The sequence below is a fragment of the Staphylococcus sp. HMSC62D11 genome (genome assembly GCF_001839145.1).
Classification (GTDB): domain Bacteria; phylum Bacillota; class Bacilli; order Staphylococcales; family Staphylococcaceae; genus Staphylococcus; species Staphylococcus lugdunensis.
Genome location: NZ_KV840177.1, coordinates 105,964 through 130,385 on the forward strand (window position 1 = coordinate 105,964; position 24,422 = coordinate 130,385).

Genomic DNA, 24,422 nt, shown 5'->3' on the forward strand with positions numbered 1-24,422 from the left:
CGTTATTCCTCATCTTTCCTTTTTTTAGTGAAAATACGTGTGATCATTATGCTACAAAGGATACTTATTGATGATAACAGCAGCATGACTATCCAATGTGGTGGTAAATATTTAATGATAATTGAAGTTGTACTTTTCTTAACAGGAATACCTGTCATCATGGTGTTTACTCTGATTGGATTGATACGTTTACCATCTACATACGCCATCATACCTTTACGATAAGGTATATTAACAACCGCCATTCCTTGTGAATGTGGAGCTAAAGTAATACGAACGCCATCGTGAATATCTTGATAACGATGGTCAAAATTAGCTTGACGATGCGTCTGAACTAACTTATGATAATTTTCACCATGTAACGAAATTAACTTCATATCAAATGTACCAGAAGGTGTGAGCTGAATGCTAATATTACCATTCTCATCAGGTTGCGTGCGATACAATTGTGTGTTGACGCCTGTGCGATACGTAGATTGATTATACAACCTGTGATTAACATAACCATTGATAGCTACACTATAATTACTATCGGGTTGACCACGTTTAATATACATAGTGAGATAAAAATCAGTGTAGTGTTGACGTATTGATTTGGGTAAATGTAATTTAATCGTGCCACCTTGTTGGCTGTTTACTTTTATATGTTTATTAGATAAGCATTGAATATGTTGGGATGATTGTGAAACTTTATTTAATAAATTTTTACTGTGCTTATGATAATTGTTTCCACCATTATGTACAATGACACCATCTAACATGGCATGTTCTCTATCAATCGAAGTTTTTATTGACTGGTCATTATAAAGATGGTTGGTCACTTTCACTGCAGGTAAATTCAATTTATTTTCATATATGGCATATTGTCCACTTGATTTTATCTTTTGAAAATAGGCAGGTAAATTATTTTGATAATCTTTTAACATCATATAACGAACAGAGAATAAACTTGCAATATTTTGACGTCCATTAGTAGATTGATAACGACTTAATGATTCTTCGGCTAAATTAATTTTCAAGTCATCATAATATAAATCTAAAATATTATGATGAAAAATACTTGAATACAGACTTAAGCCTTTAAACTTCTGATACATAGGTGTATTATCTTGCTCATTGACACGCCAATCAATACGCTCCCATGGCTCTTTTGTATGTGTCATATATGATAAAAGCTGCCGTTGTAACTCAGAATTGTATAGGCTAGAATGGATATACATATTATTCGCACGCTGTTCGTGATCTTTAAAATAAATTTGATTTTTAATAAAAACAGCAGAAACAAGAATGCTTAATGAAATAATGGAAAATACATAAATCTGCTTTATTATTAAACGTGATGTAGCATCTTTTATGATTAGAGTGAATAATCCAATCAAAGAAACTATGGGCACTAAAACTAACCAAGGGACATATTGATGATAAACAATGACGCTAATAAAAACAGCTAATTGTGCTACAATATTTGTCCATATATACGTTTTTATACGAATTGTACTAAAATATTTTATAAACAGCCCGATAACCATCGCAGAATTAAACGCTAGTAAAAAATGCCAACGTTTTTGTGGTGCCGAAAAACCATTAAATATTTGATCTACGATAGGCATAAAATTAAAAAGGATAGTAATACACGTTAAAAATGCAAAAAGTCTAAAATAATAGTGCTTATATAGTTTAAATGTTAGCAATGCTTGTATCGTGATAAATAACAAGATGATTAAGTAATTGTCAATAAAGATATTATTATTAATATTTAAAGATTCGAATACAGGAACATGATCTTTATACGGAATACGGCGATTGTTAATATAACTTTGAGCACTATAATAAAACATAAATAAGGCATTAGCTAAACCTAGAAACGCGCACAATACAGATAACCATAAAGCTGTTATGCGTTTCATCCTATCATCTTTATGTGGAAAGGTGATGCGAATAAGCAAATAACCTGCACCAATGAGTAAAAAGTAATAGGCGAAATAAAAGTTATTTATCATGATGATGGTAATGGCTAAAATTAACAGACCTATCTTTTTTTGTTGTAGCATGTGTTCGATTGCATAAAGTAATAAAGGTAATCCGATAAATACATCACTAAAGAATGGCCAATAGACAGTAAAACGATAATACAATGGTGACATAACAAAGAGAAAAGCAATTAAACTACTGTTCACTCGATGTTTAACAATTCGCATACTAAATAAATATGTAACAAGCATCGCAATTGTAGCTTTGACAATTGATATAACAATTGCATTTATGGTCCAAAAAGTAACATTTCCGGTAGGTAACGATACTATTAAGTTAGTAATATATATTATGATGGCATTTATAATGAACAATAAATTAGTTGAAAAATAGTAACTTAAATCGCTAAAAAAGTCTCCTCCTAGACCAAAGTCAGTAGCATAGAAAAATTGACCTTGACTCCATTTGTCATATAGATACATTTGCATTGGAATCATTTGTTCTATGCCATCATTTGGACCAGTAAACAAAATACCATCGTGAATGAAGCGGTAAAGAATATATGTATGTCCAATAATAGCAAGTGTTAAAAATAGCATAATCATGAGTAACTTTTTTGTCATAACTTAGCCTCGATTAAGTCAATTTGTTATTGTGATTTTGTGACTCTGTTTAAATTGTAGGGGATGCTGGTTACGATGAAAAGTATTTGTACTTAGGAGTATGCATTTAAACATAACATTAAATTTTTACTATTACAGTTAAATTCTATAAAATAAAAGTGATAGTTGACATAAATTCTTTCTCAATGTTGGGAAGCACTGTGAATATACAGTATAATCAAACAGTTAACAATACATAGGAAGTAAGGTGACAATGATGGCAATACAATGGTATCCAGGACACATGGCAAAAGCAAAAAGGGAAGTGACGGAACAACTAAAAAAAGTAGATGTGGTGTTTGAATTAGTAGATGCAAGAATACCATATAGCTCAAGAAATCCAATGATAGATGATGTCATCAAACAAAAGCCACGTGTGGTTATTTTAAACAAAAAAGATATGACTAACTTAAAAGAAATGTCAAAGTGGGAACACTATTTTGTTGAACAAGGATTCTATCCAGTTGCTGTAGATGCAAAACATGGTAAAAATTTAAAAGGTGTTGAAGCAGCAGCGATCGAAGCAACCAAAGATAAATTTGCGAAAGAACAAGCTAAAGGTCTTAAACCAAGAGCAATAAGGGCAATGATTGTAGGCATACCTAATGTAGGGAAATCGACATTAATTAATAAACTCGCGCGCAAAAATATTGCGCAAACAGGTAATAAACCAGGTGTTACAAAGCAACAACAATGGATTAAAGTTGGAAAAGTATTGCAATTACTTGATACACCAGGTATTTTATGGCCAAAATTTGAAGATGAACTTGTAGGTAAAAAGCTCAGCTTAACAGGTGCAATCAAAGATAGTATTGTACATTTAGATGATGTAGCTATCTTCGGACTTAATTTTCTTATCCAACATGATATCGAAACACTGCGCCAACATTATCATATTTCTGTAGAAGAAGACGCAGCAATTTTGGAATGGTTTGATGCAATTGGACGGCGTCGAGGATTATTACAAAAAGGGAACGAGGTTGATTATGAAGCGGTAATTGAATTGCTCATTAATGATTTACGTAATGCCAAAATGGGTACCTACTGTTTTGATTTATATTCAGAAATGAAAAGGGATATTGCACATGAAAATAACGATTAAAGAAGCTAAAGCTCAGTTAAATAAGGTAACAACATTAGAAGCACTTTCAAATCATGCTTTACACCTTGATGAACGTAAAGGTGTAAAGCAAGCAATTCGTGTTAGACAGCGCCAACTTGAAAAAGAGTTAAAGTTAGAGCAGAATTATCAAAGAATGATGAAGTATGAACAAGAAATATTGCAGCAACAACCAGACGCTATAATATGTGGTATCGATGAAGTAGGTCGAGGTCCATTAGCTGGGCCAGTAGTTGCATGTGCGGTTATTTTAAATGCAAATCATCATTATTTAGGATTAAATGATTCAAAGAAAGTTTCGGCGGTTAATAGAGCACAGCTGAATCAAGATTTAATGGCTAATGTTAGGGGTTATGCCTATGGAATTGCTTCAGCAGCTGAAATTGATCAATTAAACATCTATAGAGCAACGCAAGTAGCGATGCAACGTGCTATTAATCAACTACAAGTTCGTCCAACACATTTATTAATTGATGCAATGTCAATAGATAGTACGATTTCACAAACAGCTATCATCAAAGGAGATGCCAAAAGTGTATCCATTGCTGCAGCGAGTATTATGGCAAAAGAATATCGTGATCATTTAATGCGTGACTACGCACAAGTATATCCATATTATGGATTTGATAAAAATGTAGGATATGGTACAAAAGCACATTTAGCAGGTTTAAAACAATATGGTGTCACACCTATACACCGAAGAACCTTTGAACCAGTTAAATCTATGTTATAATTATTAGAATTTTAAATAAATTGCAAAAAGTAAATGACTTACAGTTTACAATAGCGCTTTCATTTTTTATAATTGAGTAGAACTTAACCTAAGAAACAGGAGGATGGAAGATGAATATCCACGAGTATCAAGGTAAAGAAATATTTCGTTCTATGGGCGTAGCTGTTCCAGAAGGACGTGTCGCATTTACTGCTAAAGAAGCGGTGGAAAAAGCGAAAGAATTAAATTCAGATGTATATGTGGTTAAAGCACAGATCCACGCTGGGGGTAGAGGTAAAGCAGGTGGTGTTAAAATTGCTAAATCACTTTCTGAAGTTGAAACATACGCAAATGAATTATTAGGTAAACAATTGGTAACGCATCAAACTGGTCCAGAAGGTAAAGAAGTGAAACGCTTATATATAGAACAAGGTTGCGATATTCAAAAAGAGTATTATGTCGGTTTTGTTATTGACCGTGCAACCGATCGTATCACTTTAATGGCTTCTGAAGAGGGCGGTACTGAAATTGAAGAAGTAGCTGCAACAACACCAGAAAAAATCTTTAAAGAAACGATTGACCCAGTGGTAGGTTTATCGCCTTACCAAGCGCGTCGAATTGCATTTAATATTAATATTCCTAAAGAATCTATCAACAAAGCTGCAAAATTTTTAATTTCTTTATATAACGTATTTGTAGAAAAAGATTGTTCTATTGTGGAAATTAACCCGTTGGTAACAACTGGAGACGGTGAAGTATTAGCTTTAGATGCTAAAATTAACTTTGATGATAATGCATTATTCAGACATAAAGATATTCAAGAATTGCGTGATTTAGAAGAAGAAGATCCAAAAGAAATCGAAGCATCTAAATATGACTTATCATACATCGCATTAGATGGAGATATCGGTTGTATGGTTAACGGTGCTGGTTTAGCAATGGCAACAATGGATACAATTAATCATTTTGGTGGAAATCCAGCTAACTTCCTAGACGTAGGTGGCGGTGCTACGAAAGAAAAAGTTACTGAAGCTTTTAAAATTATCTTAGGTGATGACAATGTTAAAGGTATCTTTGTAAACATTTTCGGAGGAATTATGAAATGTGACGTTATTGCAGAAGGTATTGTAGCAGCAGTGAAAGAAGTAGAATTAACTTTACCATTAGTTGTGCGCTTAGAAGGTACGAATGTTGAACGCGGTAAAGAGATTTTAAATGATTCAGGTTTAGCAATCGAGCCAGCAGCTACTATGGCTGAAGGTGCTCAAAAAATTGTTAAGCTTGTTAAAGAAGCGTAAGGAAAGGATGGGAACACTAAGATGAGTGTATTTATAGATAAGAATACTAAAGTAATGGTGCAAGGTATTACAGGGTCTACTGCCCTTTTCCATACAAAACAAATGCTTGATTATGGTACACAAATTGTCGCAGGGGTAACACCAGGTAAAGGTGGACAAGTTGTTGAAGGCGTACCAGTATATAACACTGTAGCTGAAGCTAAACAAGAGACAGGTGCTAACGTATCTGTAGTATACGTACCAGCTCCATTTGCAGCAGACTCTATTTTAGAAGCAGCAGATGCCGATTTAGATATGGTAATCTGTATCACGGAACATATTCCTGTAGTGGATATGGTCAAAGTGAAACGATATTTAGAAGGCAGAAAAACGCGTCTAGTTGGACCAAACTGTCCAGGCGTTATTACTGCTGATGAATGTAAAATTGGTATTATGCCAGGCTATATTCATAAAAAAGGTCATGTTGGTGTCGTATCACGGTCTGGGACATTAACTTACGAAGCAGTTCATCAATTAACTGAAGAAGGTATTGGTCAAACAACTGCTGTAGGCATTGGTGGTGACCCAGTTAATGGAACAAACTTTATCGATGTACTTAAGGCATTTAATGATGATGAAGAAACTAAAGCGGTTGTTATGATTGGTGAAATCGGTGGTACTGCGGAAGAAGAAGCAGCAGAATGGATTAAAGCAAATATGACTAAACCAGTTGTTGGTTTTGTTGGTGGTCAAACGGCCCCTCCAGGAAAACGTATGGGACATGCTGGTGCAATTATTTCAGGAGGAAAAGGAACTGCAGCTGAAAAAATTAAAACATTAAATAGATGTGGCGTGAAAACAGCTGATACACCATCTGAAATTGGTACAACATTAATTGCAGCTGCTAAAGAAGCAGGCATTTATGAACAATTATTAACAATAGATAAATAACTGTCTAATAAAGATAATATTTGATTAGCAGATAGATGACTAATAAGCCATCTATCTGTTTTTTTGTTGGGCATTTTTTAATTAAATATGTATATGTATTAATTTTTGAATATATAGTAATATATATATATATATATATATAACGATAATTAAGAAGGTGCAGCATGAATTTTACAACTTTGACTTGTGAGGAGTTTAATACCTATGTATCAAAACACTTTTCACATTATACTCAATCAATACAACTATATGAATATCGTAAGCAGCAGCATAAAGGCGTTCATCTCGTTGGTGTGAAAAATATTTATGGGGAAGTTATAGCCGCATGTCTATTAACAGAAGCACGGGTACTCAAAATATTTAAATATTTTTATAGTCATCGTGGACCTGTGATGGATTATAATGACTTATCGCTTGTTAAATTTTTCTTTAAGCATCTTACGCGCTACCTAAAGAAACAGCGTGGTTTATTTGTTCTTATTGACCCTTATATTTTAGAAAATATTCGTAATGCAGAGGGGGAAATTATTCATACGTATAACAATGAAAAGTTGATTGATACGATGCATCGTTTAGGATATGAACATCAAGGTTTTAGCGTTGGATACTCCTATATGAGCCAAATTAGATGGCATTCAGTACTTAATTTACAACAAAAATCTGAAGATCAATTGTTAAAAGAAATGTCTTATCAAACAAGACGTAATATTAACAAAACCTTTGAAATGGGTGTTGAAGTCATTACCTTACCTATAGAAGAGACGGATAGATTTTATCGATTGTTTAAAATGGCTGAAGAAAAACATGGCTTCAATTTCAGAGAAGAGTCATACTTTGAAGAAATGCAAAAGATTTATCATGACAATGGATGTATTAAATTAGCGTATATCAATTTAGCTGATTATTTGACGCGGCTTGAAAAACAACGACAAAAGTTAATAATATTATTAAACGATGTAAAAGAAACTTTAGAAATTAATCCAAATTCTAAAAAAAGTAAAACAAAATATCAACAGTTAACACAACAATTAGCAAGTATCGATAAAAATATTGCTAAAACTCAAGATTTACAACAGGAAGATGGTAATATTCTTGATTTAGCAGCTGCATTATATGTCTATAACAATCATGAGATGTATTATTTATTAAGTGGTTCAAATCCTAAATACAACCAATATATGGGGGCATATCGTTTACAATGGGATATGATTTGTTTTGCCAAGTCTCATCATATTCATCGTTATAATTTTTATGGTATAACAGGTGATTTTAGTTCACAGGCGGAGGATTATGGTGTGCAACAATTTAAAAAAGGCTTTAATGCGTTTGTAGAGGAATATATTGGCGATTTCATTAAGCCTTTGCGACCATGGTTGTATAAATTCTATTTAAGAAAATAGGATAATTTATAAAATGGACTAGAATTAAAATAAGCTTATTATAAGCGCATTTTCAATCCGGTCAACTACTGCCAATATGGAGTTGAGAGCCTAAAGCACAATCATTATGTTTTAGGTTCTTCTTTATTTACAAGACTTTGAATTATCGACTTGTATAGAAGATAGCCGAACCCCAACTTGCTTTGTTTGTCGAATTTCTTCTCGAAATCCTCTCTGTTGGGGCCCCTTTAAATAAGGCCTTTTTGTCTCATTTATAAACTAAATGAATGAGGTGTTTTATGAATAAGAGTCAATATAGGCTGCCAATAGAAACTTCAATTTTAATACTTTCAAATGATGTTTCATATCATATTAACTATATTGTGGAGATAATATTGAAGAAAAGGTTTTGGCATCACAATTTTAATCTGTTACTTTTATTTTTAGACTGTTTATTTTATGTAGATGCATCACAATCAGTCATTTATATAGAACAAACTGATATAGAAATAAGCATTTTTACTCGTTTCAATTAGATTAAATTAAAGCTAGAATTGTTAAACAATTGAGATATAGATTGTTGCATTGGCAAGTTATAATGAGTAAAAAAGGAAGTGGCCTAGTGGACGATATTGTTTTATTAAAATTACGTTATAGTGGTATACAAGCGCCTCAATTTCAACGGCTTATACATGCGTATCCTAACTTTTTATCATTTTCAGAGGATGATTTACTTAATTTATTATCGAAGACAGAAATTAAAAAATGGTTCGGAGACATAGCTGCACAATACAAACGGATTTCTGAAGATTATATTTTAACATCATTATACGATGCCTCTGTCAAATTTATCACTATCAATAGCCAATGTTATTCTACCTTATTAAAAGAAATTTATGATTTTCCACCAATCCTATTTTATCGTGGTGATATTTCACTCCTTAATTCAAACACTACATTAGCCGTTGTCGGTTCTCGTAAAGCCACAAGTTATTCCTACAAAGCTTTAGACTTTTTATTTAGCCAATTTAATCGTCGTTTCACGATTGTTTCAGGTTTAGCCAAAGGAGCCGATAGCATGGCACACGAATTAGCTATACAACACCATCATGCGACAATCGCAGTGCTTGGATTTGGACATCTCACACATTATCCTAAAGAAACATATATTTTACGTCAAAAAATTGAAGCTCATCACTTATCAATCAGTGAATATTTACCTTTCGAACCAGTAACGAAATATCATTTTCCACAACGAAATCGCTTAATAAGCGGTATTTCTAAAGGTGTACTGATTACCGAAGCTGAAAAACGTAGTGGTAGTCAGATTACAATCGCACATGCACTTGACCAAAATAGAAATGTTTATGTTCTTCCAGGAGATCTATTTAATCCACTTACACAAGGTAATTTATATCGTGCACGAGAAGGAGCGTGTATTGTTACAGGAGCTGAAGATATTTTAATGGATTATGATATTAATAAAGTTTTTTGAAATTATTAAATAATGTGTGCTCAGATAGAAAAAATATAGTATCTTAATTTATGCAATTTTTTTAACAATATCGTTATAAAATGAAAAATAGAACATTAAAAGATTGACAAAAACAAAATTAAGCGTTTATCATTTATCTTTAGTAATTAGTTCAGCGAGGGGGAAATCACTTTGGCAGATAATTTAGTCATTGTTGAATCGCCTGCAAAAGCAAAAACCATTGAAAAATATCTAGGTAAAAAATATAAAGTTATCGCTTCAATGGGACACGTACGTGACTTACCACGTAGCCAAATGGGCGTGGATGTTGATGATAACTTTGAACCGAAATATATAACGATACGCGGTAAAGGGCCGGTAGTAAAGGAATTAAAGAAATATGCGAAAAAAGCTAAAAAGGTTTTTCTTGCTAGTGACCCCGACCGTGAAGGTGAAGCGATTGCTTGGCATTTATCAAACATATTAGAACTTGAAGATTCAAAAGAAAATAGAGTCGTATTTAATGAAATTACAAAAGATGCGGTGAAAGAAAGCTTTAAACATCCACGAGATATTGAAATGGATTTAGTTGATGCGCAACAAGCACGACGTATTTTAGATCGACTTGTAGGATATAACATTTCACCTGTATTGTGGAAAAAGGTAAAAAAAGGATTGTCAGCAGGGCGTGTACAATCTGTTGCTTTAAGATTAGTCATAGACCGTGAAAATGAAATTCGCAATTTCAAACCAGAAGAATATTGGACAATTGAAGGTGAATTTAGATATCAAAAATCCAAATTCACGGCTAAATTTTTACATTATAAAAATAAACCATTTAAATTACAAAACAAAGATGACGTTAATAAAGTAACTGCTAAATTAGATGGTGACCAGTTTGAAATAACAAATGTGAATAAAAAGGAAAAAACTAGAAATCCAGCACAACCTTTTACAACTTCAACATTGCAACAAGAAGCAGCGCGTAAATTAAATTTCAAAGCGCGTAAAACAATGATGATTGCACAACAATTATATGAAGGTATAGATTTAAAACGGCAAGGTACTGTTGGTTTAATCACATATATGCGTACAGATTCTACTAGAATATCAGACGCTGCTAAAAATGAAGCTAAATCATATATTACAGAGAATTATGGCAGCAATTATGTATCTAAGCGTCAAGCCAAAGGTAAACAGGGGGACCAAGATGCCCATGAAGCAATTCGTCCTACAAGTGCAATGCGTACGCCTAATGAAATGAAATCATATTTATCAAGAGATCAACATCGTTTGTACAAATTAATTTGGGAACGTTTTGTTGCAAGCCAAATGGCCCCAGCGATACTTGATACCGTTGCCTTAGATGTAACGCAAAATGACATTAAATTTAGAGCGAACGGTCAAACGATTAAATTTAAAGGCTTTATGACATTATACGTAGAAGCAAAAGACGATAAAGAAAATGATAAAGAAAATAAATTGCCAAATCTTAAAGAAGGAGATAAAGTTACTGCAACTCAAATAGAGCCAGCACAACACTTTACTCAACCACCTCCACGTTATACCGAAGCTAGATTAGTCAAAACGTTAGAAGAATTAAAAATCGGTCGACCTTCAACATATGCGCCAACAATAGACACAATCCAAAAACGTAACTATGTCAAATTAGATAGTAAGCGTTTTGTGCCTACAGAATTAGGTGAAATTGTCTATGAGCAAGTGAAAGAATACTTCCCTGAAATCATTGATGTTGAATTTACAGTTAATATGGAAACATTATTAGACAAAATTGCGGAAGGCGATATGAAGTGGCGCAAGGTTATTGATGACTTTTATAATAGTTTTAAACTAGATGTCGCTAGAGCAGAAAAAGAAATGGAAAAAATAGAAATTAAAGATGAACCTGCTGGCGAGGATTGTGAAGTATGTGGGTCTCCAATGGTCATTAAAATGGGGCGTTATGGCAAATTTATGGCATGCTCTAATTTTCCAGATTGCCGTAACACTAAAGCAATTGTTAAAACAATTGGTGTTACATGTCCAACTTGTAAAAAAGGCGATGTTGTTGAAAGAAAATCTAAGAAAAATCGCATATTTTATGGTTGTTCTAATTATCCAGAATGTGATTTTATTTCATGGGATAAACCAATTGGAAGAGACTGTCCAAAATGTGAGCATTATTTAGTAGAGAAGAAAAAAGGACGCAGTAGTCAAGTAGTTTGTTCTAATTGTGATTATCAAGAAGAAGCTCAAAAATAGTATTATCAATAAAGCCTAAGAATAAAGTATGGCTAAAATAGGAGGATTGAAATGACACAAACAGTCAATGTGATTGGTGCTGGACTTGCAGGTTCTGAAGCTGCGTATCAATTAGCCCAACGCGGGATTAATGTCAATTTAATAGAGATGAGACCAGTGAAACAAACACCAGCGCATCATACAGATAAATTTGCTGAACTCGTGTGTTCCAATTCTTTACGTGGAAATGCATTAACAAATGCGGTAGGCGTGTTAAAAGAAGAAATGAGAAGGATTGATTCGTTAATAATTAAAGCAGCGGATCAGGCTAAAGTCCCTGCTGGGGGTGCATTAGCAGTAGATAGACATGATTTTGCTGGTTATGTTACCGACGCATTACGCAGTCATCCCAATGTAACTGTATTAAATGAAGAAATAACACAAATTCCTGACGGGCATTCAATTATTGCCACCGGACCATTGACAACTTCAAGTTTAGCGCAAGAAATCGTTAATATAACTGGTAAAGATCAACTTTATTTTTATGATGCTGCTGCACCTATCATTGAAAAAGATTCAATTGATATGGACAAAGTATACTTAAAATCACGTTATGACAAAGGTGAAGCTGCTTATTTAAATTGTCCGATGACTGAAGAAGAATTCAACCGTTTTTATGATGCGGTATTAGCAGCAGAAGTTGCGCCAGTTAATGAATTTGAGAAAGAAAAATATTTTGAAGGATGTATGCCATTTGAAGTTATGGCAGAACGTGGGCGTAAAACATTACTATTTGGTCCAATGAAGCCGGTTGGGTTAGAAGATCCTAAGACTGGGAAACGCCCATTTGCAGTTGTGCAACTTAGACAAGATGATGCCGCAGGAACGCTTTACAATATTGTAGGGTTCCAAACGCATTTGAAATGGGGCGCACAAAAAGAGGTTATTCAATTAATTCCAGGGTTAGAAAATGTTGAAATTGTAAGATATGGTGTAATGCATAGAAATACTTTTATTAATTCGCCAGATGTACTCAATGAAAAATATGAACTTATTGGGAATGAACACATACAATTTGCTGGTCAAATGACTGGTGTTGAAGGATATGTTGAAAGTGCGGCGAGTGGTCTTGTTGCTGGCGTCAATTTAGCACATAAATTACTTGCAAAAGGTGAAGTGATTTTCCCTAGAGAAACGATGATTGGTAGCATGGCTTATTATATTTCTCATGCGAAAAATGACAAAAACTTCCAACCAATGAATGCTAATTTTGGCTTATTGCCGGTGCTTGAAAAGCGTATAAAAGATAAAAAAGAGCGGTATGAAACACTTGCAAACCGTGCATTAGAATATCTTGAAAAGTATAAAAAAACATTATAATTTATACAAAAACAAGTCTTAAATTGTAAACTAATTTTGACAAATTCTCAAAAAATTTTGAATAAAATATCAAATTATTTTAGCCCCCTTCATGTAATATGCTACAATGCATATGATGGAGGGGATTTTTGTTGAACGAGATTCAGAAAGCGTTTTTATATATGTTAAAAGTAGAAAGAAATTTCTCCGACCATACGATTAAGTCCTATCATGATGATTTGATGCAATTCAATGAATTTTTAGCACAAGAGATGTTGACTTTATCAACGTTTGAATATAAAGATGCTAGAAATTACTTGAGCTACTTGTATAATAAAAATTTGAAAAGAACAACAGTTTCACGCAAAATTTCGACGTTGCGTTCGTTCTATGAATATTGGATGACACAGGACGAAACTGTTATTAATCCATTTGTGCAGTTAGTACACCCTAAAAAAGAGCAGTACTTACCACAATTTTTTTATGAGGCAGAAATGGATGCACTTTTTGAAACGGTATTACACGATGCTAAAAAGGGATTACGTGATCGAGTAATATTAGAATTGCTTTATTCTACTGGAATGCGTGTTTCAGAACTTGTCCATATTAAGAAAATGGACATTGATTTAACATTGCCAGGAGTTAAAGTGCTAGGAAAAGGGAGCAAAGAGCGTTTTCTTCCTTTTGGAGAGTTTTGTAAGCAAAGCATAGAACAATACTTATTAGAATTTGGTCCTGTAAAACAGAATGACCATCCATTTTTATTAGTAAATATGAATGGACAACCGATAACTGAACGTGGTGTGCGCTATGTGTTAAATGATATTGTAAAACGTACGGCGGGTGTTACAGACATACACCCTCATAAACTACGCCATACCTTTGCAACGCATTTGCTTAATCAAGGCGCAGATTTACGGACAGTTCAGTCTTTATTAGGACATGTTAATTTATCGACGACAGGACGATATACACATGTTTCAAAAGATCAATTACGAAAAGTGTATTTAAATGCTCATCCTAGAGCAAAAAAGGAGCGTAATTAAATGAGTACATCAATACATGCAACAACAATATATGCTGTAAGACATAATGGTGAAGCAGCAATGGCTGGGGATGGCCAAGTGACGCTAGGGCAACAAGTCATCATGAAACAAACAGCACGAAAAGTTAGACGGTTATATGATGATAAAGTTTTAGCAGGATTTGCTGGAAGTGTCGCGGATGCCTTTACCTTATTTGAAAAATTCGAAACTAAATTACAACAATTTAGCGGTAATTTAGAACGTGCAGCTGTTGAGCTTGCCCAAGAATGGCGTGGTGATAAACAACTACGCCAATTAGAGGCAATGTTGATTGTTATGGATAAAAGTGGCATTTTAGTGGTGAGTGGTACAGGAGAAGTTATTGCACCTGATGATGACATTATTGCGATTGGTTCAGGTGGCAATTACGCATTAAGTGCTGGTCGCGCATTAAAACGCCATGCAGCACATTTGTCTGCTAAAGAAATGGCTTATGAAAGTCTTAAAGTAGCATCTGACATTTGCGTCTTTACTAATGATAATATCATTGTTGAAACACTATAAAAATAATACTACACATGATTTGAGTTAAATTGATGGAGGTAACAAAATGGATACAAATGGGATTAAACTTACACCCAAAGATATTGTTTCTCAACTTAATGAATACATCGTCGGTCAAGATGATGCTAAAAGAAAAGTAGCCATTGCTTTAAGAAATCGCTACAGACGAAGTTTATTAGATGAAGAAACAAAACAAGAAATCGCGCCTAAAAATATTTTAATGATTGGGCCAACTGGTGTGGGTAAAACGGAAATTGCTCGGCGCATGGCTAAAATTGTTGGTGCCCCGTTTATCAAAGTAGAAGCAACAAAATTTACTGAAGTTGGCTACGTGGGACGCGATGTTGAAAGCATGGTCAGAGATTTAGTAGACGTAGCAGTTAGATTAGTTAAAAATCAAAAAAAAGCCATGGTTAAAGATGAAGCTGTGGCCAAAGCAAATGATAAATTAGTTAAATTGCTAGTTCCAAGTATGAAGAAGAAAGCAGCACAAGGCAATAATCCTTTAGAAAATCTTTTTGGTGGTGCCATTCCAAATTTTGGAAATAACCAAGAAGATGAGGAAGAACCACCAACAGAAGAAATTAAAACTAAACGCTCTGAAATAAGACAGCAATTGCTAGCAGGAAAACTCGAAGACGAAAAGGTGCGCATTAAAGTAGAGCAAGATCCTGGGGCCTTAGGAATGCTTGGTACAAATCAAAATCAACAAATGCAGGACATGATGAATCAGTTGATGCCTAAGAAAAAGGTTGAACGAGAAGTGCCAGTAAAAACAGCAAGAAATATTCTAGCCGATGATTTTGCCGATGAACTTATCGACCAAGAAACAGCCAATCAAGAAGCAATAGAACTTGCAGAACAGATGGGGATTATCTTCATTGATGAAATTGATAAAGTAGCTACAAATAATCAAAGTAGTGGCCAAGATGTTTCTCGTCAAGGCGTCCAAAGAGATATTTTACCAATACTTGAAGGTAGCATGATTCAAACTAAATATGGTACTGTTAATACTGAACATATGCTCTTTATTGGTGCTGGCGCGTTTCATGTCTCTAAACCTAGCGATTTGATTCCAGAATTACAAGGACGCTTTCCAATTAGAGTAGAACTCGAAAGTTTAACGGTTAATGATTTCTATCGTATATTAACTGAACCTAAACTTTCATTAGTTAAACAATATGAAGCATTATTGAAAACTGAGGAAGTAACTGTTAACTTTACAGATGGAGCAATTACGAAATTGGCAGAAATTGCGTATCAAGTTAATCAAGATACGGATAATATTGGTGCACGTCGCTTACACACAATTTTAGAAAAAATGCTTGAAGATTTATCATTTGAAGCACCAAATATGCCTAATGCAGTCGTCGATATTACACCGCAATACGTGGATGAAAAATTGAAGTCTATTTCAACAAACAAAGATTTAAGTGCATTTATTTTATAATATATATAAAGGAGAAAAATTATGAGCTTATTATCGAAAACGAGAGAGTTAAACACATTATTACAAAAACATAAAGGTATTGCAGTTGATTTTAAAGATGTTGCACAAACGATTAGTAACGTGACTGTAACCAATGTATTTATAGTATCACGAAGAGGTAAGATATTAGGTTCAAGTTTAAATGAGTTATTAAAAAGCGAACGCATTAATCAAATGTTAGAAAGCAAACATATCCCAGAAGAATATACAGAGCAACTTATGGAAGTAAAACAAACACAATCTAATATAGATATAGACAACGTGTTGACTGTTTTCCCACCAGAAGATAGAGAAACATTTATTAATAGCAGAACAACTGTTTTCCCAATATTAGGTGGGGGAGAACGTTTTGGGACGCTTGTTTTAGGTCGAGTTAAAGATGACTTTAATGAAAACGATTTGGTTCTAGGAGAATATGCTGCAACAGTCATTGGTATGGAAATTTTACGTGAGAAACACAATGAAGTAGAAAAAGAAGCGCGTGATAAAGCAGCAATTAATATGGCTATCAATTCTTTATCTTATTCTGAAAAAGAAGCTATTGAACATATTTTTGAAGAATTAGGCGGAAATGAAGGATTATTAATCGCATCTAAAGTAGCAGATAGAGTAGGCATCACACGTTCAGTTATTGTCAATGCATTACGTAAACTTGAAAGTGCTGGTGTCATAGAATCTCGATCCTTAGGAATGAAGGGTACATTTATTAAAGTTAAAAAAGAAAAATTTCTTGATGAATTAGAGCGAAATAAATAAAGTAACGTATTAGTAAGGAAGTCATACACAATATGATAAATTTAAAATGTCAAAATATGTACTCAAGTATTGCTTTGACGTACTATTTATGATATATTAATTTTCGGCTATAAAGCCAATACACACATAATAAATGAATATATAAAGGGTGCAATCCGAGGATTGTCTTTATATTAGTTTGTTATGGAGGTAAATAACCAAACAGGAGGAAATGAAACATGGCAGTTATTTCAATGAAACAATTGTTAGAAGCTGGTGTTCACTTCGGTCACCAAACACGCCGTTGGAACCCAAAAATGAAAAAGTATATCTTCACTGAAAGAAATGGTATTTATATCATTGACTTACAAAAAACAGTGAAGAAAGTTGAAGAAGCTTATAACTTCATTAAACAAGTATCTGAAGATGGCGGTAAAGTCTTATTTGTAGGTACTAAAAAACAAGCACAAGAATCAGTGAAAGCAGAAGCTGAACGTGCTGGACAATTCTACGTTAACCAAAGATGGTTAGGTGGAATCTTAACAAACTATAAAACAATCTCTAAACGTATTAAACGTATCTCTGAAATCGAAAAGATGGAAGAAGATGGTTTATTCGACGTTTTACCTAAAAAAGAAGTTGTTGAACTTAAAAAAGAATATGACCGTTTAATCAAATTCTTAGGCGGTATCCGTGATATGAAATCAATGCCTCAAGCATTATTCGTTGTTGACCCTCGTAAAGAGCGCAATGCGATTGCTGAAGCACGTAAATTAAATATTCCAATCGTTGGTATTGTTGACACTAACTGTGATCCTGATGAAATTGATTACGTTATCCCAGCAAACGATGATGCGATTCGTGCCGTTAAGTTATTAACTGGTAAAATGGCTGATGCTGTCTTAGAAGGTCAACAAGGTGTATCTAATGAAGAAGTAGCTGCAGAGCAAAACATCGATTTAGATGAAAAAGAAGAAGCTAAAGATGCAGAAACAACTGAAGAAAACACTTCTGTTGAATCAAACTAAGAAATAGTTTAAATGGGTGATAAGATGTGATGCTTATCACCTTTTTTTCAAATCAAATTGATTGAGTCGGCAGTAAAGTGAAAAAATATTTAAATGACAATAGAGTATTGGAAATATCACTACTAATAATGGTAATATTTAAGTATATTGATTATTACAATGAAAATATTGGAGGAATAATGAATGGCAATTTCAGCAAAACTTGTTAAACAATTACGCGAAAGAACTGGCGCTGGTATGATGGATTGTAAAAAAGCGCTTACTGAAACTGATGGTGACATCGATAAAGCAATTGATTACTTACGTGAAAAAGGCATTGCTAAAGCAGCTAAAAAAGCAGACCGTATCGCTGCAGAAGGTTTAGTACATGTTGAAGTTAAAGGCAATGAAGCAGCTATCGTTGAAATTAACTCTGAAACAGACTTCGTAGCACGTAACGAAGGTTTCCAAGAATTAGTAAAAGAAATTGCTAATCAAATTCTTGATACTAAACCTGAGTCAGTAGATGCATTAATGGAAACTAAATTACCAAATGGTCAATCTGTTGATGAAAAAATGAAAGAAGCAATCTCAACAATTGGTGAAAAACTAAGCATCCGTCGTTTCGCAGTAAAATCAAAATCAGATAACGATGCATTTGGTGCATACTTGCACATGGGTGGACGCATTGGTGTATTATCAGTAGTTGAAGGTTCTACAGATGAAGAAGCAGCTAAAGATGTGGCAATGCACATTGCTGCTATTAACCCTAAATATGTTTCTTCTGAACAAGTTAGTGAAGATGAAATCAATCATGAAAGAGAAGTATTAAAGCAACAAGCATTAAATGAAGGTAAACCAGCAAATATCGTTGAAAAAATGGTCGAAGGTCGTTTACGTAAATATCTTCAAGAAATTTGTGCAGTTGATCAAAACTTCGTTAAAGATCCAGATCAAACAGTTGAAGCTTTCTTAAAATCAAAAGGTGGAAAACTTGTTGACTTCGTACGTTATGAAGTAGGCGAAGGCATGGAAAAACGTGAAGAAAACTTTGCTGACGAAGTTAAAGGACAAATGAAATAACCCGTCATAAAGTTTACAAGGAAGAAGGCACCTTTGAGGTTTTCTAAATATAAATGATTATATTTATTTTAGAAGACGCGACCGTGTCTTCTTTACTTGTATCTGTTACATATTTTTTAATGGAGAGGACAAAAAAATGACTCAAACTTCTAAATATAAACGTGTCGTATTAAAATTAAGTGGTGAAGCACTAGCTGGTGAAAAAGGTTTTGGCATTAATCCAATTATCATTAAAAGTGTTGCTGAGCAAGTAGCTGAAGTTGCCAAAATGGATTGTGAAATTGCAGTCATTGTTGGTGGTGGAAATATTTGGAGAGGTAAGACAGGTAGCGACTTAGGTATGGATCGCGGTACAGCAGATTACATGGGTATGTTAGCAACTGTGATGAATGCACTTGCCTTGCAAGATAGTTTAGAACAACTTGATTGTGATACTCGAGTATTAACATCCATTGAGATGAAACAAGTAGCTGAACCCTATATTAGACGTCGAGCAATTAGACACCTTGAGAAGAAGCGGGTAGTCATCTTTGCTGCTGGCATCGGCAATCCATACTTCTCAACTGATACAACCGCAGCTTTACGTGCTGCTGAAGTTGAAGCAGATGTTATTTTAATGGGCAAAAATAACGTGGATGGCGTATATTCTGCTGATCCAAAAGTTGACCCTAATGCAGTTAAATATGAACATTTAACACATATTCAAATGTTACAAGAAGGATTACAAGTTATGGATTCTACTGCTTCGTCATTCTGTATGGACAACAATATTCCATTAAATGTATTCTCCATTATGGAAGAAGGCAATATTAAGCGCGCAGTAATGGGCGAGAAAATTGGTACGTTAATAACAAAATAATCATATTGAAATTTTAATAAATGGCATATAGTATATATAGTGAAGTATATAATATTATAGTCGAAAACTTTGAGGTGTAAAAAAATGGCTGACATAATTAAAGATACAAAAGCAAGAATGAACAAATCAATTGAAAATTTATCTCGTGAACTTGCGAATATTAATGCAGGTAGAGCAAACTCTAATCTTTTAAACGGTGTGACAGTTGATTATTATGGTGCACCTACGCCTGTACAACAATTAGCCAGCATTAATGTTCCTGAAGCACGTTTATTAGTGATTTCCCCGTATGATAAAACATCGGTAAAAGACATTGAAAGAGCAATTATCGCTGCGAATTTGGGTGTAAACCCTACAAGTGATGGAGAAGTGATTCGTATCACAGTTCCTGCATTAACTGAAGAACGTCGTAAAGAATTAGTTAAAGATGTTAAAAAAGTTGGAGAAGATGCAAAAGTATCAATCCGTAACATTCGTCGTGATATTAATGATCAATTGAAAAAAGATGAAAAAAATGGCGACATCACTGAAGATGATTTAAGAAGTCAAAGTGATGATGTACAAAAAGCAACGGATGATTCAATCAAAGAAATTGATCAATTAGTTGGAGACAAAGAAAAAGATATTATGTCTGTTTAAAACTAATTTCAACAGATTTATTACAAAAATTAGATATAAACACGAATAGTCTGAGTCTTAACTGTATCAAGCTGCATGTGTTATTTCACTTGAGGTTTAACAAGAAATGTACCTTTTTTAGAGAAATATTGCATCAGACTTTGGTACAGTTTTTCTATTTGCTTATTCAATGCCATGAATGAGTATGATAAAATGATAGATGATTTCTTATATAATGATATTTATAATACTACAGAGATGATCAGGCTCGGAGGAAAGACCATGTTCAAGAAGCTAATAAATAGAAATAAGATTGAGATAACAGATGATATTGATTTAGACATGCGTAATATACCTGAACATGTAGCAATTATCATGGACGGGAATGGTCGATGGGCTAAAAAGAGAAAGATGCCGCGTATAAAAGGCCACTATGAAGGTATGCAAACAATCAAAAAAATAACAAGAGAAGCCAATAACCTTGGTATTAAGTATTTAACACTTTACGCTTTTTCAACAGAAAATTGGTCTAGACCTGAAAGTGAAGTTAACTATATTATGAGTTTACCTGTTAATTTTTTAAAAACATTCTTGCCAGAGTTGATTGAAAAGAATGTTAAAGTAGAAACGATTGGATTTATGGAAGGATTACCAGAGTCTACGATAAAGGCTATTAATGAAGCCAAAATTAAAACAGAACATAATACAGGATTAAGATTAATTTTTGCGATTAACTATGGTGGGAGAGCAGAAATTGTACATAGTGTGAAAGCAATTTATAAAGAACTTCAAGCTCAAGGTTTAGATGAAGAAAGTATTAATGAAAATATGATTTCAAGTCATTTAATGACTAAATCATATCCAGAACCTGAATTATTAATTCGAACTTCTGGAGAACAACGGATCAGTAATTTCTTAATTTGGCAGGTTTCATACAGTGAATTTATTTTTAATGAAAAGTTATGGCCGGATTTTGATGAGCAAGAATTGAAATCGTGCATAAAAATATATCAATCTCGCCAACGACGGTTTGGAGGATTATAGTAAGGAGTCTTTTATGAAAGTTAGAACACTGACGGCAATTATTGCATTACTTATATTTCTGCCCATTTTATTAAAGGGTGGATTTATTCTCATGTTATTTGCATTCTTATTAGCGTTGATTGCGCTGAAAGAATTGCTCAATATGAATATGATAAAGTTTTTATCTATTCCAGGCATTTTTAGTGCTATTGCTTTAATAATTATCATGTTACCGCAAGATGCGGGAGCATGGGTTCAAATGATTCAACTCAGAAGTTTAATTGCAATGAGTTTTATCTTATTAAGCTATACTGTTTTATCAAAGAATCGATTTAGTTTTATGGATGCAGCATTTTGTTTAATGTCAGTTGCCTATGTAGGCATTGGTTTCATGTATTTTTATGAAACGCGTTCAGAAGGTTTACATTTCATACTCTATGCATTCTTAGTTGTTTGGCTTACAGATACAGGTGCATATATTTTTGGGAAATTATTAGGAAAGCATAAATTATGGCCGGTTATCAGTCCAAATAAAACAATTGAAGGTTTTATTGGAGGATTATTTAGCAGTTTAATCGTGCCGTTAGTTATGATATTCTTTGTGGATTTTAACATGAATATTTGGCTCATCTTGCTCATCACCATTATATTAAGTATGTTTGGTCAACTTGGAGATTTAGTTGAGTCTGGTTTTAAAAGACACTTTGGTGTAAAGGATTCAGGAAGAATTTTACCAGGACATGGTGGTATTTTAGATCGTTTCGATAGTTTTATGTTTGTCTTACCTTTATTAAATATTTTGCTTATTCAAATTTAAATTTTGGAAATGGCTCATTTTATATGATAGTGTAAAATGAGTCATTTTTTGTGTATATTCAAAAACTTAATAATTGATTTTATTGAAATTTGCCTGTATAATGCTATCTTATTGCATAAACGTTAATTAAAGTCTTATTCTATAAATAATACAATTATTAGTACACGTTTAAATTAGGGGCATAATCATATCAATCAAAGGAGAGATTAAATGAAACTAACAAAGAAAGAAAAGTTTTCAATTCGGAAGCATAAATTTGGCGTATCATCCATACTGGTAGGTAGTATTATTGGTCTGACAATGTTAATGACTAAAGAAGCTGAAGCTGAAGAAGTGGAGCGTAATTTGTCAAAACAACAAATACAGCATAATAATGATGCTACTGGTGACACTCAAGATGATAATAATTATAATAATGAAATATCAAATCAGGAAGCAACAACGCAGAACAAACAAATAACTCAGTCTGACAATGTAAATAGCGAGGCACAAGCAATAAATGAAATAAGCGACAGCCATCGTACAGTAAATAAAGCCACTGAAGCACTAGACAATAACTCTACTTTAAATACATCCACCGATGTATCACCTGCAACGAAACAAGATACAACTACTAGCAATCAAACAACTCAGGAAAACAATGATGCAACAACACAAACCAAAACAAATTATAAGCAAGATGGTAATAACAACGTATTATCCCAAGTAGCAACCAATGACAATCAGTCTTCAAATCAACCACGTAACAGTCACCTAAATACATCCACAGTAACATACAACAATAATCATCAAGTAAGAAGATTAGCAAAAGTTGAAGCAACAAATACAGATAATAACGTTACTCAGACTTCAGACATATCGAATAAACTCTCAAATGTAACAGCGACAATTGAAGCGGCAGATACGATTTACCCACATAAAGCAGAATATGTAAATTTAAATTATCGTTTCCAAGCCCCAGATGATGTTCAAGCAGGAGATAGTATTAAAATTACTATTCCTCAAGCATTAAACTTAAATGGTGTAACAGCTACTGCTAAAGCACCTAATATTATGGCAGGTGACCAAATATTAGCTACTGGGACAATCGATGAAGAAGGAAATTTAATTTATACGTTTACAGATTATGTAACAAATAAAAATAATATTACAGGACAGATATCAATTCCTGGGTATATTGATCCTAAAAATGTAACACATACGGGTAAAGTGAATTTAGAGACATCTATTGGCCAAACAACTGCAAAGAAAACTGTGACAGTTGATTATGAAAAGTATGGAGAGTTTCGTAACTTGTCAATCAAAGGAACTATTGATCAAATTGATAAGGTGAATAACACATATAGACAAACCGTATATGTAAATCCTAGTAGTGATACTGTAGTGGATCCTTATTTAAGAGGCGGTTCAATACCGGGTACCAATAGTAATGTAATTATAGATGAGCAGAATACATCAATAAAAGTTTATAAAGTTAAAGAAAAAGCGCATCTAACAGACAGCTATTATGTTGATCCATCAAATTATGAAGATGTTACAAGTGACGTCAAAATTACTTTCCCTGAAAAAGGAATATATCAAATCAACTTTAATACTGAAGATGATCAAATTAATTCTCCATACGTAGTTGTTATTAATGGTCATGTTGATCCGAATAGTAATGGCAATTTGTATTTACGTTCAACATTATATGGTTACGATTCTAATTTCACTAGAGTTTCTATGGCATGGGATAATGAAGTAGAATATCATGCAGGAAGTGGTAATGGTGACGGTATAGATAAACCTGTAATACCGGATCAACCGGGGGATTCCGATAGTGATGCAGATTCCGATAGCGACGCAGACTCCGACAGCGATGCGGACTCCGATAGTGATGCAGACTCCGACAGTGACGCGGATTCCGACAGTGATGCAGATTCCGATAGTGATGCGGACTCCGATAGCGACGCAGATTCCGATAGCGACGCAGACTCCGACAGCGATGCGGACTCCGATAGTGACGCGGATTCCGATAGTGATGCAGACTCCGACAGCGATGCGGACTCCGATAGTG

General features: G+C 33.8%; 20 protein-coding genes. 19 read left to right on the top strand and 1 reads right to left on the bottom strand.

Annotated features, from left to right (window positions below; genetic code table 11):
- Window positions 1-2: 2 nt before the first annotated feature.
- A complete protein-coding gene (locus HMPREF3267_RS01425) occupies window positions 3-2,594 on the bottom strand; it encodes a YfhO family protein (RefSeq protein WP_062077549.1) in 2,592 nt (863 codons plus the stop codon).
- A 256-nt stretch (window positions 2,595-2,850) separates the two neighbouring features.
- On the opposite strand from HMPREF3267_RS01425, the gene ylqF reads away from it, so the two are divergent.
- The 19 genes from ylqF to fbl form a co-directional block, all read left to right on the top strand.
- Window positions 2,851-3,735 carry a ribosome biogenesis GTPase YlqF gene (gene ylqF, locus HMPREF3267_RS01430; RefSeq protein WP_002493074.1) on the top strand — a complete coding sequence of 295 codons (885 nt, stop codon included), beginning with the start codon at window positions 2,851-2,853 and terminating at the stop codon, window positions 3,733-3,735.
- The gene (locus HMPREF3267_RS01435) at window positions 3,719-4,486 is read left to right on the top strand and encodes a ribonuclease HII (RefSeq protein WP_070823893.1); all 768 of its coding nucleotides are present in this window, start codon (window positions 3,719-3,721) and stop codon (window positions 4,484-4,486) included. Before ylqF ends, HMPREF3267_RS01435 begins: the two co-directional genes overlap by 17 nt.
- 110 nt (window positions 4,487-4,596) lie before the next feature.
- Window positions 4,597-5,763: an ADP-forming succinate--CoA ligase subunit beta gene (gene sucC, locus HMPREF3267_RS01440; protein ID WP_002478290.1), complete on the top strand. Its 1,167-nt coding sequence runs from the start codon at window positions 4,597-4,599 to the stop codon at window positions 5,761-5,763.
- Between the two features lie 21 nt (window positions 5,764-5,784).
- A complete protein-coding gene (gene sucD / locus HMPREF3267_RS01445) occupies window positions 5,785-6,693 on the top strand; it encodes a succinate--CoA ligase subunit alpha (protein ID WP_062077551.1) in 909 nt (302 codons plus the stop codon).
- Between the two features lie 164 nt (window positions 6,694-6,857).
- Window positions 6,858-8,093: an aminoacyltransferase gene (locus HMPREF3267_RS01450; protein WP_062077553.1), complete on the top strand. Its 1,236-nt coding sequence runs from the start codon at window positions 6,858-6,860 to the stop codon at window positions 8,091-8,093.
- 601 nt (window positions 8,094-8,694) lie between these two features.
- The gene (gene dprA, locus HMPREF3267_RS01460) at window positions 8,695-9,567 is read left to right on the top strand and encodes a DNA-processing protein DprA (protein ID WP_002491838.1); all 873 of its coding nucleotides are present in this window, start codon (window positions 8,695-8,697) and stop codon (window positions 9,565-9,567) included.
- Between the two features lie 165 nt (window positions 9,568-9,732).
- Window positions 9,733-11,808 carry a type I DNA topoisomerase gene (topA, locus tag HMPREF3267_RS01465; RefSeq protein WP_172412355.1) on the top strand — a complete coding sequence of 692 codons (2,076 nt, stop codon included), beginning with the start codon at window positions 9,733-9,735 and terminating at the stop codon, window positions 11,806-11,808.
- A gap of 51 nt (window positions 11,809-11,859) precedes the next feature.
- Window positions 11,860-13,167, top strand: coding sequence for an FADH(2)-oxidizing methylenetetrahydrofolate--tRNA-(uracil(54)-C(5))-methyltransferase TrmFO (trmFO, locus tag HMPREF3267_RS01470; protein ID WP_070823892.1), 1,308 nt, complete (start codon window positions 11,860-11,862; stop codon window positions 13,165-13,167).
- A 131-nt stretch (window positions 13,168-13,298) separates the two neighbouring features.
- Window positions 13,299-14,192 carry a tyrosine recombinase XerC gene (gene xerC / locus HMPREF3267_RS01475; protein ID WP_002459293.1) on the top strand — a complete coding sequence of 298 codons (894 nt, stop codon included), beginning with the start codon at window positions 13,299-13,301 and terminating at the stop codon, window positions 14,190-14,192.
- Window positions 14,193-14,735, top strand: coding sequence for an ATP-dependent protease subunit HslV (gene hslV, locus HMPREF3267_RS01480; protein ID WP_002459292.1), 543 nt, complete (start codon window positions 14,193-14,195; stop codon window positions 14,733-14,735).
- Between the two features lie 46 nt (window positions 14,736-14,781).
- Entirely contained in the window at window positions 14,782-16,185 is a 1,404-nt protein-coding gene (gene hslU / locus HMPREF3267_RS01485) for an ATP-dependent protease ATPase subunit HslU (RefSeq protein ID WP_002478282.1), read from the top strand.
- Window positions 16,186-16,206: 21 nt separating this feature from the next.
- Window positions 16,207-16,980, top strand: coding sequence for a GTP-sensing pleiotropic transcriptional regulator CodY (gene codY / locus HMPREF3267_RS01490; protein ID WP_002459290.1), 774 nt, complete (start codon window positions 16,207-16,209; stop codon window positions 16,978-16,980).
- Between the two features lie 218 nt (window positions 16,981-17,198).
- Complete coding sequence (rpsB, locus tag HMPREF3267_RS01495) at window positions 17,199-17,987, top strand: 30S ribosomal protein S2 (protein WP_002459289.1); 789 nt, start codon at window positions 17,199-17,201, stop codon at window positions 17,985-17,987.
- A 183-nt stretch (window positions 17,988-18,170) separates the two neighbouring features.
- A complete protein-coding gene (tsf, locus tag HMPREF3267_RS01500; RefSeq protein ID WP_002459288.1) occupies window positions 18,171-19,049 on the top strand; it encodes a translation elongation factor Ts in 879 nt (292 codons plus the stop codon).
- A 136-nt stretch (window positions 19,050-19,185) separates the two neighbouring features.
- A complete protein-coding gene (gene pyrH, locus HMPREF3267_RS01505; RefSeq protein ID WP_002459287.1) occupies window positions 19,186-19,908 on the top strand; it encodes a UMP kinase in 723 nt (240 codons plus the stop codon).
- A gap of 84 nt (window positions 19,909-19,992) precedes the next feature.
- Window positions 19,993-20,547, top strand: a complete 555-nt coding sequence (frr, locus tag HMPREF3267_RS01510) for a ribosome recycling factor (protein WP_002459286.1) — start codon at window positions 19,993-19,995, stop codon at window positions 20,545-20,547.
- 261 nt (window positions 20,548-20,808) lie between these two features.
- On the top strand, window positions 20,809-21,570 hold the full coding sequence (locus HMPREF3267_RS01515; RefSeq protein WP_002478281.1) for an isoprenyl transferase: 762 nt from the start codon (window positions 20,809-20,811) through the stop codon (window positions 21,568-21,570).
- 13 nt (window positions 21,571-21,583) lie between these two features.
- Window positions 21,584-22,366, top strand: coding sequence for a phosphatidate cytidylyltransferase (locus tag HMPREF3267_RS01520; protein ID WP_002478280.1), 783 nt, complete (start codon window positions 21,584-21,586; stop codon window positions 22,364-22,366).
- Between the two features lie 210 nt (window positions 22,367-22,576).
- The coding region (gene fbl, locus HMPREF3267_RS01525) for an MSCRAMM family fibrinogen-binding adhesin Fbl (RefSeq protein ID WP_070866790.1) at window positions 22,577-24,422 on the top strand (1,846 nt) is incomplete at its 3' end.

Bases quoted from the DNA above. Each gene is read 5' to 3' on its own strand.
- HMPREF3267_RS01425 (WP_062077549.1), bottom strand. From the start codon at position 2,594: ATGACAAAAAAGTTACTCATGATTATGCTATTTTTAACACTTGCTATT.
- ylqF (WP_002493074.1), top strand. From the start codon at position 2,851: ATGGCAATACAATGGTATCCAGGACACATGGCAAAAGCAAAAAGGGAA.
- HMPREF3267_RS01435 (WP_070823893.1), top strand. From the start codon at position 3,719: ATGAAAATAACGATTAAAGAAGCTAAAGCTCAGTTAAATAAGGTAACA.
- sucC (WP_002478290.1), top strand. From the start codon at position 4,597: ATGAATATCCACGAGTATCAAGGTAAAGAAATATTTCGTTCTATGGGC.
- sucD (WP_062077551.1), top strand. From the start codon at position 5,785: ATGAGTGTATTTATAGATAAGAATACTAAAGTAATGGTGCAAGGTATT.
- HMPREF3267_RS01450 (WP_062077553.1), top strand. From the start codon at position 6,858: ATGAATTTTACAACTTTGACTTGTGAGGAGTTTAATACCTATGTATCA.
- trmFO (WP_070823892.1), top strand. From the start codon at position 11,860: ATGACACAAACAGTCAATGTGATTGGTGCTGGACTTGCAGGTTCTGAA.
- hslV (WP_002459292.1), top strand. From the start codon at position 14,193: ATGAGTACATCAATACATGCAACAACAATATATGCTGTAAGACATAAT.
- hslU (WP_002478282.1), top strand. From the start codon at position 14,782: ATGGATACAAATGGGATTAAACTTACACCCAAAGATATTGTTTCTCAA.
- codY (WP_002459290.1), top strand. From the start codon at position 16,207: ATGAGCTTATTATCGAAAACGAGAGAGTTAAACACATTATTACAAAAA.
- rpsB (WP_002459289.1), top strand. From the start codon at position 17,199: ATGGCAGTTATTTCAATGAAACAATTGTTAGAAGCTGGTGTTCACTTC.
- tsf (WP_002459288.1), top strand. From the start codon at position 18,171: ATGGCAATTTCAGCAAAACTTGTTAAACAATTACGCGAAAGAACTGGC.
- pyrH (WP_002459287.1), top strand. From the start codon at position 19,186: ATGACTCAAACTTCTAAATATAAACGTGTCGTATTAAAATTAAGTGGT.
- frr (WP_002459286.1), top strand. From the start codon at position 19,993: ATGGCTGACATAATTAAAGATACAAAAGCAAGAATGAACAAATCAATT.
- HMPREF3267_RS01515 (WP_002478281.1), top strand. From the start codon at position 20,809: ATGTTCAAGAAGCTAATAAATAGAAATAAGATTGAGATAACAGATGAT.
- HMPREF3267_RS01520 (WP_002478280.1), top strand. From the start codon at position 21,584: ATGAAAGTTAGAACACTGACGGCAATTATTGCATTACTTATATTTCTG.